The organism is Streptomyces araujoniae (genome assembly GCF_050871195.1).
Classification (GTDB): Bacteria; Actinomycetota; Actinomycetes; order Streptomycetales; family Streptomycetaceae; genus Streptomyces; species Streptomyces bacillaris.
Genome location: NZ_CP194070.1, coordinates 2,230,451 through 2,243,594, shown reverse-complemented (window position 1 = coordinate 2,243,594; position 13,144 = coordinate 2,230,451). Strand labels below are relative to the sequence as shown.

Below are 13,144 nucleotides of genomic sequence, written 5' to 3'. Positions count from 1 at the left end.
TCAGAGGCCCCGAAGCGCGGAACGCCCCTGGGGGTACGGAGAAGATGTTCGGCCGTTGGCTGGGAAGCAGGAGCCAGGCGGGCGCCGGGCGCGGTGGGGCCCTCGCCGGATTGCGGGTGCCCCCTTCGGCGGGCGTCCTCGGCTGCCGGGTGCTCGACCCGGTCGGCGAGCCGGTCCGGCAGGCGGAGTTCGTCATCACGGACGGGGTCGGCCGCAAGGTCGTGGGCGGCGAGACGGATCCGTTCGGGAGTGTGTTCGCCACGGTTCCGGAGGGCGACTACCGGCTGGCCGTCACGGCCGAGGGGTACACGCCGTTCCACGGGGCGGCCACGGTGGTCGCGGGGGGCCACGCGACGCCGGGCGATGTGGTCCTCCAGCCCGCGGCACCCCCGCAGCTGCCCGAACCGGGGGACTGGGAGGTCGAGCCGAACCACTCGCAGATCGGGTTCACGGCCCGGCACATCGGCATGGCCCGGATCCACGGCAGGTTCAACACCTTCGCCGGTGCCGTGCGGATCGCCGACCGCATGGAGGACTCCGCCATGCACGTGATCATCGACGCGGCGTCGATCGACACCAACGTCGGGATGCGCGACGACCACCTGCGCTCCGCCGACTTCCTCGACGTCGCCCGCTTCCCGACGCTGGAGTTCTACAGCGAGCGCTTCGTCCACCGGGGCGGCTCCCGCTGGGCCGTCACGGGCGCCCTGACCCTGCACGGGGTCAGCCGTACGGTGACGCTGGACACCCAGTACCTCGGGCTCGGCCACGGCCTCCAGGGCGAGCGGCGGGCCGCCTGCCGGGCCACCACCGAGCTGCACCGCGAGGACTTCACCCTCACCTGGCAGACGATGCTGGCGAAGGGCATCACCGTGGTCGGCCCCAGCATCGCCATCGACCTGGACATCCAGATCGTCCCGAAGGGCTGAGCCGGGGACGGGGCTCGCTCCGAGGGGCCGACGCGGGGCGAGCCCCGTCCCGACGGCCGACTCGGGGACGGACAATCCTGCCCGAGTGCTTACCGGGCCCGGCGCGGGAAGCACTCGCCCCGGCCCGAACCAGGGATACGGGGCCCTGCCCTACGGCTTCTCCAGCCACCCCTCGTACTCCGCGGCGAACTCGTCCAGCGCGCCGGGGTCCAGCCGCTCCGCCGGGTCCTCCACGACCACCAGCCACTGGGCGTCCTCGGCGTCGTCCTCACCGGCCAGGGCGTCCCGTACGAGCTGCGGCTCCTCGGCGACCCCGAAGCGGTCCGCCAGCTCCTCGGCCACCTCCTCCGCGGCGTCGCGGTCGGGCAGCACCAGTACATGTCTCACGTCGCTCACCCGGCCATTCTCCGGTACGGCCCGTGGTGCCCCTGGCCCCGGGCGGCGGGGAGACCGGGCTGTCAGTGGGGCATGGGATGCTGGATCGCGATGGCCACCAGGAAGAATTCCACCGACGATCCGCTCGCCCCCGTCACGCTCGCCGTGGGCCAGGAGGACCTCCTCCTGGACCGTGCCGTGCAGCAGGTGGTGGCGGCCGCCCGTGCCGCCGACGCCGACACCGACGTACGCGACCTGACGTCCGACCAGCTCCAGCCCGGCACGCTCGCCGAGCTGACCAGCCCCTCGCTCTTCGCCGAACGCAAGGTCGTGATCGTGCGCAACGCGCAGGACCTCTCGGCCGACACGGTCAAGGACGTCAAGGCGTATCTCGGCGCCCCGGTCGAGGAGATCACGCTCGTCCTGCTCCACGCCGGCGGGGCCAAGGGCAAGGGGCTGCTGGACGCGGCGCGCAAGGCGGGCGCCCGGGAGGTCGCCTGTCCGAAGACCACCAAGCCGGCCGAGCGGCTCACCTTCGTCCGCTCCGAGTTCCGCACCCTCGGGCGGTCCGCGACGCCCGAGGCGTGCCAGGCGCTGGTCGACTCGATCGGCAGCGATCTGCGGGAGCTGGCCAGCGCGGTGTCACAGCTGATCGCGGATGTCGAGGGCACGATCGACGAGGCGGTCGTCGGGCGCTACTACACGGGGCGGGCCGAGGCGTCCTCGTTCACCGTGGCCGACCGGGCCGTCGAGGGGCGGGCCGCGGAGGCGCTGGAGGCGCTGAGGTGGTCGCTGTCGACGGGGGTCGCGCCCGTGCTGATCACCAGTGCGCTGGCCCAGGGTGTACGGGCGATCGGGAAGCTGTCCTCCGCGCGGGGCGGGCGGCCGGCCGACCTGGCCCGCGAGCTGGGCATGCCACCGTGGAAGATCGACCGGGTGCGGCAGCAGATGCGGGGGTGGACGCCGGACGGGGTGGCCTCGGCCCTGCGTGCCGTGGCGGCGGCGGACGCGGGGGTGAAGGGCGGGGGGGACGATCCGGAGTACGCCCTGGAGAAGGCCGTCGTGGCTGTTGCGCGGGCCGCGCGGGCGGGTGGGCGGTAGCCCCTTACGGACGTGTGCGGCCGTGGGCCCGTCGCCCCTCGGGTCCCCGCGCTCATCGGTTCCGTGCGGTCACGGGTTCCGGCGGTTACCGGCTTCGCCCTCGAGCGCCGGCCGGGCTGGGACTGGCCGTGCGGGTGCACCGTACTGCGCGGGATCTCGTCCGAGCGCCGGTTCCGTCCTCAAACGCCGGACGGGCTGGATATGCCCCCGACGGGCCGGAAGCGAGCCTCCGGACGGGCTGGATATGCCCCGCCCGCCCCGGAAGCGAGCCCCGGGCGTCGGCCCCGGCATGCCGAGAGCCCCGGGCTCCGATCTGGGGAGATCGGGGCCCGGGGCCTCGGGTCACACTCTTGGTGCGCCGCACCCGCGTGGCGAACGCAGGTTCGGTGTGCGGCGCGGGGGGCCGGGCAGGGGCGGGAGAGAGGGCCCGCTGATCCGTTCCGGCTGAGTCACATCAGTGAGCTTCGGGAAGAAGCTCAGGCCTGCAGGGAGGCAACCTTGGACGCCAGCGCCGACTTCTTGTTGGCGGCGGCGTTCTTGTGGATGACACCCTTCGAGACAGCCTTGTCGAGCTGACGGGAAGCGTCGCGAGCGGCCGTGGTGGCCTTCTCGACGTCACCGGCGGCGACGGCCTCGCGGGCCTTGCGGATCGCGGTCTTGAGCGACGACTTGACGGCCTTGTTGCGCAGGCGCGCCTTCTCGTTGGTCTTGTTCCGCTTGATCTGGGACTTGATGTTCGCCACGAAAGAGCCTTTTCAGGTTCGATTGGATCTACGAGTTGTCCTCATCGGCTTCAGAAGAGCCACTGAGCACAGCTGTCCACGGTAGCAGTCACCCTCCGACCGGCCCAAACCGGTCGCTGTCCCGCGGGCGTGGGACGATGGAGCCTACGTATCGATCCGACCGACGATCCGACCGACCCGACATCGACCCGAGACACGGCGTTCGGCGTCTCAAGAATCAGGACCCTGCGTGCCCGCGACTCCTTCCAACGTGCCCGAGCCGAGCCGTACCGACCCGGCGCTGATCCGCAACTTCTGCATCATCGCGCACATCGACCACGGCAAGTCGACCCTTGCCGACCGGATGCTCCAGCTGACGGGCGTGGTCGACCAGCGGCAGATGCGCGCTCAGTACCTCGACCGGATGGACATCGAGCGCGAGCGCGGCATCACCATCAAGTCCCAGGCGGTCCGGCTGCCCTGGGCGCCCACCGAGGGCGAGGACAAGGGGCTGACCCACGTCCTCAACATGATCGACACCCCGGGCCACGTGGACTTCACCTACGAGGTCTCCCGTTCGCTCGCGGCCTGCGAGGGCACGGTCCTGCTGGTCGACGCCGCGCAGGGCATCGAGGCCCAGACGCTGGCCAACCTCTACCTGGCGATGGAGAACGACCTCACCATCGTCCCGGTGCTCAACAAGATCGACCTGCCCGCCGCACAGCCGGAGAAGTTCTCCGAGGAGCTGGCCAACCTCATCGGCTGCCAGCCGGAGGACGTGCTCAAGGTCTCGGCCAAGACCGGTGTCGGCGTGGACGCGCTGCTCGACCGGGTCGTCCGGGACGTCCCGGCCCCGGTCGGTGTCGCGGACGCCCCCGCCCGCGCGATGATCTTCGACTCGGTCTACGACTCGTACCGCGGCGTCGTCACCTACGTCCGTGTCGTCGACGGCCAGCTCAACAAGCGCGAGCGCATCCGGATGATGTCGACCGGCGCCACCCACGAGCTGCTGGAGATCGGCGTCTCCTCCCCGGAGATGACCCCGGCCGACGGCATCGGCGTGGGTGAGGTCGGCTACATCATCACCGGCGTGAAGGACGTGCGGCAGTCCAAGGTCGGTGACACGATCACCTCCCTGCAGAACGGGGCGACCGAGGCGCTCGGCGGTTACAAGGACCCCAAGCCGATGGTGTTCTCCGGGCTCTACCCGCTCGACGGATCGGACTACCCGGACCTGCGCGAGGCGCTCGACAAGCTCCAGCTCAACGACGCCGCCCTGGTCTACGAGCCGGAGACCTCCGCCGCGCTCGGCTTCGGCTTCCGCGTCGGCTTCCTCGGCCTGCTCCACCTGGACGTGGTCCGCGAGCGGCTGGAGCGCGAGTTCGGCCTCGACCTGATCGCCACCGCGCCCAACGTGGTCTACCGGGTCGAGATGGAGGACGGCACCGAGCACATCGTCACCAACCCGAGCGAGTTCCCCGAGGGGAAGATCGACAAGGTGCACGAGCCCGTCGTCCGCGCCACGGTGCTGGCCCCGAGCGAGTTCATCGGCGCGATCATGGAGCTGTGCCAGGGCCGGCGCGGCACCCTGCTCGGCATGGACTACCTCTCCGAGGACCGGGTCGAGATCCGCTACACCCTGCCCCTCGCGGAGATCGTCTTCGACTTCTTCGACCAGCTGAAGTCCAAGACCCGGGGGTACGCCTCCCTCGACTACGAGCCCACCGGCGAGCAGAGCGCCCACCTGGTCAAGGTCGACATCCTGCTCCACGGCGACAAGGTGGACGCCTTCTCCGCGGTCACCCACAAGGACAAGGCGTACGCGTACGGGGTACGCCTCGTCGCCAAGCTCCAGAAGCTCATCCCGCGGCAGAACTTCGAGGTGCCGATCCAGGCCGCCATCGGCGCCCGGGTCATCGCCCGCGAGACGGTCCGCGCCATCCGCAAGGACGTCCTCGCCAAGTGTTACGGCGGTGACATCTCCCGTAAGCGGAAGCTGCTGGAGAAGCAGAAGGAGGGCAAGAAGCGGATGAAGATGGTCGGCAACGTGGAGGTCCCGCAGGACGCCTTCATCGCGGTGCTGTCCACCGACGAGTCCGCCGGGGAGAGCAAGGGCAAGAAGTAGCCCCCTCCCGTCCGCCCACGGCGACGGCCTGCCGCGCGGCGGCGGTCGGCGCGAGGGCCCTCACACCGCAGTACCGTGCGGTGTGAGGGCCCTTTCGTTATGAAAGCGGCGGCCCGTTGCCTCTTACGTTGCGCGCGCGTGCGTTCTACTCTGATCACGCATCGATGGTTACTCGCCAGTTAAACAAGCCGAACAAGCAGGTTGCGCAGCAGGACAGCAGTAGTAGTCGCAGGATCAAAGAAGCCGGTCGTAGCAATGCCGCAGGCCCGGAGGACGTCGTGAGCGACACACAGACCAAGATCGATAACCGGCCGCCCTCCGTGGCGGCCCTCTTCATCGACCGCGTTGCGGCGACCCCGGACGGGGAGGCGTACCGCTACCCGGTCCCGTCGGCCTCGGGCGAGGGCCCCGACGACTGGAAGTCGCTGAGCTGGGGCCAGGCCGCGGAGCGGGTCTACGCGATCGCGGCCGGGCTGATCGCGCTCGGCGTACGGCCGGAGGAGCGGGTCGCCCTCTCCTCCGCCACCCGGGTGGAGTGGATCCTCATCGACCTCGGCGTCATGTGCGCGGGCGCCGCGACCACCACGGTCTACCCCTCCACGAACGCGGAGGAGTCCGCGTTCATCCTGGCCGACTCCGAGAGCCGCGTGCTCGTCGCGGAGGACGCGGAGCAGCTGGCCAAGGCCCGGGAGCGCCGCGCCGAGCTGCCCGAGCTGGCCCATGTCGTCGTCATCGACCCGACCGGCGTCGAGCCCGCCGCCGACGACCCCGAGGGCTGGATCATCACCCTCGCGGAGCTGGAGGCCCGGGGCAACGAGCTGCTGGCCAAGACCCCGGACGCGGTCACCGAGCGGGTCGCCGCCATCACCTCCGACCAGCTGGCCACCCTCATCTACACCTCCGGCACCACTGGCCGCCCCAAGGGCGTACGGCTGCCGCACGACAACTGGTCGTACATGGCGAAGGCCACCGTCTCCACCGGGCTGATCAACGCCGACGACGTGCAGTACCTGTGGCTGCCGCTCGCCCACGTCTTCGGCAAGGTCCTCACCTCGGGCCAGATCGAGGTCGGCCACGTCACCGCGATCGACGGCCGCATCGACAAGATCGTCGAGAACCTGCCGATCGTCCAGCCGACCTACATGGCCGCCGTCCCCCGCATCTTCGAGAAGGTCTACAACGGGGTCGCCTCCAAGGCCCGTGCGGGCGGTGGCGCCAAGTACAAGATCTTCCAGTGGGCGGCCGGGGTCGCCCGCGAGTACGCCAAGGTCTCCCAGGACAACTTCCGCCGCACCGGCAAGGCCTCCGTCCCCTTCGCGCTCGGCGCCAAGCACAAGGTCGCCGACGCGCTCGTCTACTCCAAGATCCGTGACGCCTTCGGCGGCCGGCTGCGCGCCTGCGTCTCCGGCTCCGCCGCCCTCGCCCCCGACATCGGCTTCTTCTTCGCGGGCGCCGGCGTCCACATCCTGGAGGGCTACGGCCTCACCGAGAGCAGCGCCGCCTCCTTCGTCAACCCGGGCGAGGCCTACCGCACCGGCACCGTCGGCAAGCCGCTCCCCGGCACCGAGGTGCGCATCGCGGAGGACGGCGAGATCCTGCTGCGCGGCCCCGGCATCATGCAGGGCTACCACAAGCTGCCCGACAAGACCGATGAGGTGCTGGAGTCGGACGGCTGGTTCCACACCGGTGACATCGGGGAGCTGTCGGCCGACGGCTATCTCCGGATCACCGACCGCAAGAAGGACCTGATCAAGACGTCCGGCGGCAAGTACGTCGCCCCGGCCGAGGTCGAGGGCCAGTTCAAGGCGGTCTGCCCGTTCGTCTCCAACATCCTGGTGCACGGCGCGGACCGTAACTTCTGCACCGCGCTCATCGCCCTCGACGGCCCCACGATCCTCAACTGGGCCGCCGAGAACGGCCTGGAGGGCAAGGAGTACGCGGAGGTGGTCGCCGCCCCGCAGACGATCGAGCTGATCGACGGCTACGTACAGCGCCTCAACGAGGGGCTCCAGCGCTGGCAGACCATCAAGAAGTTCCGCCTCCTGCCCCGTGACCTGGACGTCGAACACGGCGAGCTGACCCCGAGCCTCAAGCTGAAGCGGCCGGTCGTCGAGCGGGAGTACCAGGGGCTGATCGACGAGATGTACGCGGGTTCCCGCGAGGCGTGACGCCTGCGCGCGCGAACCGCTGACACCCCGTGTGCGCACGGGCGGGGCGGCCGGACACCGAAAGGGTCCGGCCGCCCCGCTGTGACCGGGGGCCTCTCTGTGACCGAGGGCCCCGCTGCGACGGGGATCGGCTGCGGCGGGGGCTCGGCCGAGGCCGCCCGCTGTCCGCTCCCCGGGGCGTTTCCCGCAGTCCCGCGTTCGAGCCTGCTCGATTTTCTGCCCAGTTCCGTAACTCGGTGCTTATGGGTGCGTCCGGTCTGTCACTCTGTCGGAGTCGTCGGACCCGTAGGAGCCGCACCGTGGCACCCATCCCCTTGCAGCGGGACACCGTGCAGCGCCCCGGCACCATCCGTGCCGGGTACGCGCACGGCCCGCGCCCGGCCAGTCGCACCAGCCTGCCCGGGATACCTCTGGCCCCCTCCGCCGCCCGCCGGTTCGTGCGGGCGGCGCTCGCGGAGTGGACCGGGCTGGGGGTGCCCGCCGCCGTGGGCTTCAGCGACCGGCTCGCCGACGACGCGGTGACCGTCACCAACGAGCTGGTCACCAACGCGGTCGTGCACGCCGGAACCACGGTCGACCTGGTGCTCAGGCTGGAGGAGGAGGGCGGCGATGAGCCCTCGGCCGCCCTCGTCCTGGAGGTCACCGACCACCACCCGGCCCGTCCGGTGAGCGGCGACGAGCCCGAGGCGGCGACCGGGGCTCCGGCCCGTGCGGAGACCGGGGAGCCCACCGGGCTGCCCGATCCCGCCGAGTACGGTCGCGGCCTCCAGCTCGTCGCCACCCTCGCCGAGTCCTGGGGCATCACCTACCGCACCGGCCTCAAGACCGTCTGGGCCCGGCTCCCCGTCGACGACTGGAGCGGGCCGCCCGCCCCGCCCGACGGGGACTCCCTCCGGCGCGGGCTGCGTGCCGCCGAGATCCTGGCCCCCGCCGCCCGGCGCACCGAGCGCGACGACGCGGTCTGGGACAGCCGGGGCGCCCCGGCCTTCCTCGCGGAGGCGTCCGACCTGCTGGCCGGGCAGCTCGACGAGGACCTGGTGGCCGCCATAGCGGGCCAGCTGCTGGTGCCCCGCCTCGCGGACTGGTGCGCGATCTGGCTGGAGGCCGAGGGCGGGGGACCGGGCGCCGAACCCCGGCTCGCCCGGGTCTGGCACAGCGACGAGACCGGTACGGAGCCGCTGCGGACGGCCCTGGAGCGGGAGCCCCTCCGGCTTCCCGCCGACATCGGACCGGGGCCCGTACACGTCCCCGTACCGTGGTCGGCGCAGCGCGGCCCGTACACCGGGAACGCGCCCGGCGCCGAGGGCGGTCCGCACCCCCAGGACGGCCCGCCCGCCGGGGACGCCCCGCACCCCGGCAGCCGTGACGGGGCCGCGCTGGCGTTCCGGATTACGGCGGGCGGCCGGGCGCTCGGGACCGTGCTCGTCGGGCGGGAGGGGGTCGCCCGGATGCCCGAGGCCGTCGCCTCGCTCATCGAGGACTTCGTCCGCCGCCTCGGGCTCGCCGTCGGCGCCGCCCGCGCCTACACCCGGCAGGCCACCATCAGCCGCATCCTCCAGCGCGGCCTGCTCCCCAGCAAGGTCGCGGAGATCCCCGGTGTCACCAGCGCCCTCGTCTACGAGCCGAGCGACGACGGAGTGGTGGGCGGCGACTTCTACGACATCTTCCCGTGCCCCGGCGACCGCTGGTGCTTCGTCCTCGGGGACGTCCAGGGGAGCGGGCCCGAGGCCGCCGTCGTCACCGGCCTCGCCCGCCCCTGGCTCCGGCTCCTCTCCCGCGAGGGGTTCGGCGTCGGGGAGGTCCTGGACCGGCTCAACCGGCTGCTGCTGGACGACGCCATGGAAGCCGCCGAGGCCGCCGCCCTGATGGTCGCCGCCGCCGGGGGCCAGCAGCTCCACGACGGCACCCAGTCGCGGTTCCTCTCCCTGCTGTACGGGGAGGTCGTGCCGCTTCCCGGCGGGGGCGTCCGCTGCACGGTGGCCAGCGCCGGGCACCCGCTGCCGCTGCTGCTCCGCCCCGACGGCTCCGTACGACCGGCGGCCGAGCCGCAGGTGCTGCTGGGGGTCGTGGAGGACGTGGCGTACGAGAGCCAGGTCTTCGACCTCGCGCCCGGGGACAGCCTGCTCTGCGTCACGGACGGGGTGACCGAGCGGCGGTCGGGCCCGCTGATGTTCGACGACGGGGACGGCCTGGCCCAGGTCCTCGCCGGGTGCGCCGGGCTGCCGGCCGAGGCGACGGCCGAGCGCATCCGGAGGGCCGTCCACGAGTTCGCCGAGCAGCCGCCGGACGACGACGTGGCCCTGCTGGTCCTGCACGCCGGCTGAGCGGGCCGGAGGTCTCCGGGACCGGGCGAAGGCTTCCCGGAACAGCCGGACGTCTCCCGGACCGGGTGGGGCGGGCGGGGCCGGTGGACCTGGTGGGGCGGGCGGACCGGGCGGAGAGCGGCCCGGTCCGGGAAGCTCCGGCGGCGAGCGACAATGGGCGGTATGCCTTCCGTACTTCCCGATGGTGAGCCCGTGCCCGACGACGGGGCGCTGCCCCGCCATGCCCTGGAAGGCGCAGCCGACCGGCCTCTCGGCTTCTACCTGCACGTTCCGTACTGCGCCACCCGCTGCGGCTACTGCGACTTCAACACCTACACCGCCACCGAGCTGCGCGGCTCCGGCGGAGCCCTCGCCTCCCGCGACAACTACGCCGCCCACCTGATCGGGGAGGTCCGCCAGGCCCGCAAGGTCCTCGGCGACGACCCGCGCCCGGTCCGTACCGTCTTCGTCGGCGGTGGGACGCCCACCCTGCTCCCCGCCGCCGACCTCGTACGGATGCTGGCGTCGGTCAGGGAGGAGTTCGGGCTCGCGGAGGACGCGGAGATCACCACCGAGGCCAATCCGGAGTCCGTCGATCCGGCCTACCTCTCCGCCCTGCGCGAGGGCGGCTTCAACCGGGTCTCCTTCGGGATGCAGAGCGCCAAGCAGCACGTCCTGAAGATCCTGGACCGCACGCACACCCCGGGCCGGCCCGAGGCCTGCGTCGCGGAGGCACGCGCGGCCGGCTTCGACCACGTCAACCTCGACCTGATCTACGGCACCCCCGGCGAGTCCGACGACGACTGGCGGGCCACCCTGGACGCGGCGATCGGCGCGGGCCCCGACCACGTCTCCGCGTACGCGCTCATCGTCGAGGAGGGCACCCGGCTCGCCCACCGCATCCGGCGCGGCGAGATCCCCATGACCGACGACGACGCCCACGCCGACCGCTATCTCATCGCGGACGAGGCCTTCGCCGCCGCCGGGTTCGACTGGTACGAGGTCTCCAACTGGGCCACCACCGAGGCGGGCCGCTGCCTCCACAACGAGCTGTACTGGCGCGGCGCCGACTGGTGGGGCGCGGGCCCCGGCGCCCACAGCCATGTCGGCGGGGTCCGCTGGTGGAACGTGAAGCACCCGGGCGCGTACGCCCAGGCGCTGGCCGAGGGACGCTCACCGGGCGCGGGCCGCGAGATCCTGGCCGAGGAGGACCGCCGGGTCGAGCGCATCCTCCTGGAACTGCGGCTCCGCGAGGGCTGCCCGCTCGCCCTGCTCAAACCCGACGGCCTCGCCGCCTCCCGCCGCGCTCTCACCGACGGGCTGCTCGAACCGGTTCCGTACGAGGAGGGCCGCGCGGTCCTCACCCTGCGCGGGCGGCTTCTGGCCGACGCGGTGGTGCGCGACCTGGTGGACTGAGCCGGGAGCCGGGAGCCGGGAGCCGGGAGCCGGGAGCCGGGAGCCGGGAGCCGGGCAGGGGCCGGGCAGGGGCCGGAGGCCGTTGGGTCAGGCGCTGGAAGCCGGACGCCGACGACCGAGGGCCTGTGCCCCCGTATCCCCTTGTCCCGCGTGTCCCCGTGGCATCACTCCGGCAGTGTCACGAAGTCGATCAACTCCTCCACCCGCCCCAGCAGCTGCGGCTCCAGGTCCTTGTAGCTGCGCACCGTGGACAGGATGTGCTGCCAGGCCGCCCCGGTGTTCTCCGGCCATCCCAGCGCCCGGCACACCCCCGTCTTCCAGTCCTGGCCGCGCGGCACCACCGGCCAAGCCCCGATCCCCACCGACGACGGCTTCACCGCCTCCCACACGTCGATGTACGGGTGGCCCACCACCAGCACGTGCGGGTCCGAGACCTGCGCCGCGATCCGGGACTCCTTGGAACCGGTCACCAGGTGGTCGACCAGCACCCCGAGCCGCGCGTCCGGGCCCGGTCCGAACTCCGCGACGATCGCCGGGAGGTCGTCGATGCCCTCCAGGTACTCCACGACCACGCCCTCGATGCGCAGGTCGTCGCCCCACACCCGCTCGACCAGCTCCGCGTCGTGCCGGCCCTCCACATAGATCCGCCCCGCCCGCGCCACCCGGGCCCGCGCACCGGGCACCGCCACCGAGCCGGAGGCCGTACGGGTGGGGCGCACCGGGCCGCCGGGGGCCGGGCGGACCAGGGTGACCACCTTGCCCTCCAGCAGGAAGCCGCGCGGCTCCATCGGGAAGACCCGGTGCTTGCCGAACCGGTCCTCCAGGGTCACCGTCGGCCCCTGGGCCGTCTTCTCGCAGCGGATCACCGCCCCGCAGAAACCGGTGGCGACCTCCTCCACGACCAGATCGGGTTCGGCGGGGACCTCGGGCACGGGGGCGGACCGCTTCCACGGCGGGGTCAGGTCCGGCTGGTAGCTGCGCATGGCACGACGATAATTCGCCCCGCCGGTACGGGGATTCGCACCCCGCCACGACACGCGAGCCGGAGCGCGCAACCGTGCGCCGCCTGAGCCACCCGCCCGCGCGCTCTCTCACGCACCCCCGAGAGCCCCGCCCGCGCGCTCTCTCACACACCCCCCGAGAGCCCCGCCCCGCCGCCCGCCGCCGTACGCAGACCCGAAGCGCTCCGCGCCGCCGACCGCCGCCCCACGTACCCCCGAAGCGCCCCGCCCCGCCGGCCGCCCCCTCGCCCAGCCCGAGCCCCCTCACCCCACCCCGAACCGCTCCGCCAGCGCCTCCCGCTGCCCCCGGACGAACGCCGCGTCCACCACCGCCCCGTGCCCCGGCACGTACAGCGCCTCCTCGCCGCCCAGTTCCAGCAGCCGGTCGAGCGCGGCCGGCCAGCGGGAGGGGATCGCGTCACGGCCCGCCTGCGGGTCGCCCGACTCCTCCACCAGGTCCCCGCAGAGCACCACCGGAGGCTCCCCGCCCGTGCCCGGGACCAGCACCGCGAGGTCGTGGCCGCTGTGGCCCGGGCCCACATTGGCCAGCAGCACCTGACGGCCGCCGCCCAGGTCGAGCGTCCACTCGCCGGTCACCTCGTGGTGCGGGACCACCAGCGTGTCCACCGCCCGGTGCGCCTCCTCCTCCGCGAGCCCGTGGCGCACGGCGGACCCGGTCAGCTCGTCCGCCGAGCGCTCCAGCAGCGCGGTGATCCCCACCGCCCCGTACACCTGCGCCCCCGCGAACGCCGCAGTGCCCAGCACATGGTCGAAGTGCGGGTGGCTCAGTGCGATATGCGTCACCCTCCGGCCGAGCAGCGCCTCGGCCTGCCCGCGCAGCTCGACGCCCTCGCGCAGCGTCGAGCCGGTGTCGTACAGGAGCACCCCGTCCGCCCCGGCCACCAGCGCCACCGTGGCGTCCCAGCCCGGCAGCCGCCGCCGCCCGGCACCGTGACCCAACCGCTCCCAGCCGAAGTCTTCCCACAACACGTCCATGGGACGAC

The 13,144-nt window shown here is 72.7% G+C and carries 10 protein-coding genes; 6 read left to right on the top strand and 4 right to left on the bottom strand.

All coding sequences use genetic code 11. The features are described from left to right. Positions 1 to 44 precede the first annotated feature (44 nt). Positions 45 to 929: a YceI family protein gene (locus ACQ9ZG_RS09640; protein ID WP_109914940.1), complete on the top strand. Its 885-nt coding sequence runs from the start codon at positions 45 to 47 to the stop codon at positions 927 to 929. Positions 930 to 1,079: 150 nt separating this feature from the next. On the opposite strand, the gene ACQ9ZG_RS09635 is transcribed toward ACQ9ZG_RS09640, so the two are convergent. Next, positions 1,080 to 1,325: a hypothetical protein gene (locus ACQ9ZG_RS09635; RefSeq protein WP_109914941.1), complete on the bottom strand. Its 246-nt coding sequence runs from the start codon at positions 1,323 to 1,325 to the stop codon at positions 1,080 to 1,082. A gap of 90 nt (positions 1,326 to 1,415) precedes the next feature. Here ACQ9ZG_RS09635 and holA point away from each other — a divergent pair, with 90 nt between their 5' ends. Then, positions 1,416 to 2,405: a DNA polymerase III subunit delta gene (gene holA / locus ACQ9ZG_RS09630; protein WP_028415239.1), complete on the top strand. Its 990-nt coding sequence runs from the start codon at positions 1,416 to 1,418 to the stop codon at positions 2,403 to 2,405. A gap of 476 nt (positions 2,406 to 2,881) precedes the next feature. Here holA and rpsT read toward each other — a convergent pair whose 3' ends face one another. Continuing rightward, a complete protein-coding gene (gene rpsT, locus ACQ9ZG_RS09625; RefSeq protein ID WP_018487114.1) occupies positions 2,882 to 3,148 on the bottom strand; it encodes a 30S ribosomal protein S20 in 267 nt (88 codons plus the stop codon). A 229-nt stretch (positions 3,149 to 3,377) separates the two neighbouring features. On the opposite strand from rpsT, the gene lepA reads away from it, so the two are divergent. The 4 genes from lepA (at position 3,378) to hemW (ending at position 11,139) form a co-directional block, all read left to right on the top strand. Next, a complete protein-coding gene (lepA, locus tag ACQ9ZG_RS09620; protein ID WP_109914942.1) occupies positions 3,378 to 5,252 on the top strand; it encodes a translation elongation factor 4 in 1,875 nt (624 codons plus the stop codon). A 278-nt stretch (positions 5,253 to 5,530) separates the two neighbouring features. Beyond that, positions 5,531 to 7,420 (top strand): AMP-dependent synthetase/ligase, encoded by a 1,890-nt coding sequence (locus ACQ9ZG_RS09615; protein ID WP_028415241.1) that lies wholly within the window; start codon positions 5,531 to 5,533, stop codon positions 7,418 to 7,420. A gap of 299 nt (positions 7,421 to 7,719) precedes the next feature. Further along, on the top strand, positions 7,720 to 9,744 hold the full coding sequence (locus tag ACQ9ZG_RS09610; protein ID WP_499280281.1) for a SpoIIE family protein phosphatase: 2,025 nt from the start codon (positions 7,720 to 7,722) through the stop codon (positions 9,742 to 9,744). A gap of 153 nt (positions 9,745 to 9,897) precedes the next feature. Then, a complete protein-coding gene (gene hemW, locus ACQ9ZG_RS09605) occupies positions 9,898 to 11,139 on the top strand; it encodes a radical SAM family heme chaperone HemW (RefSeq protein ID WP_109917211.1) in 1,242 nt (413 codons plus the stop codon). Between the two features lie 164 nt (positions 11,140 to 11,303). Here hemW and ACQ9ZG_RS09600 read toward each other — a convergent pair whose 3' ends face one another. Both ACQ9ZG_RS09600 and ACQ9ZG_RS09595 read right to left on the bottom strand, forming a co-directional pair. Then, positions 11,304 to 12,122 carry a DUF3097 domain-containing protein gene (locus ACQ9ZG_RS09600; RefSeq protein WP_018487103.1) on the bottom strand — a complete coding sequence of 273 codons (819 nt, stop codon included), beginning with the start codon at positions 12,120 to 12,122 and terminating at the stop codon, positions 11,304 to 11,306. A 282-nt stretch (positions 12,123 to 12,404) separates the two neighbouring features. Beyond that, the gene (locus ACQ9ZG_RS09595) at positions 12,405 to 13,136 is read right to left on the bottom strand and encodes an MBL fold metallo-hydrolase (RefSeq protein WP_415743887.1); all 732 of its coding nucleotides are present in this window, start codon (positions 13,134 to 13,136) and stop codon (positions 12,405 to 12,407) included. Between the last annotated feature and the right edge of the window lie 8 nt (positions 13,137 to 13,144).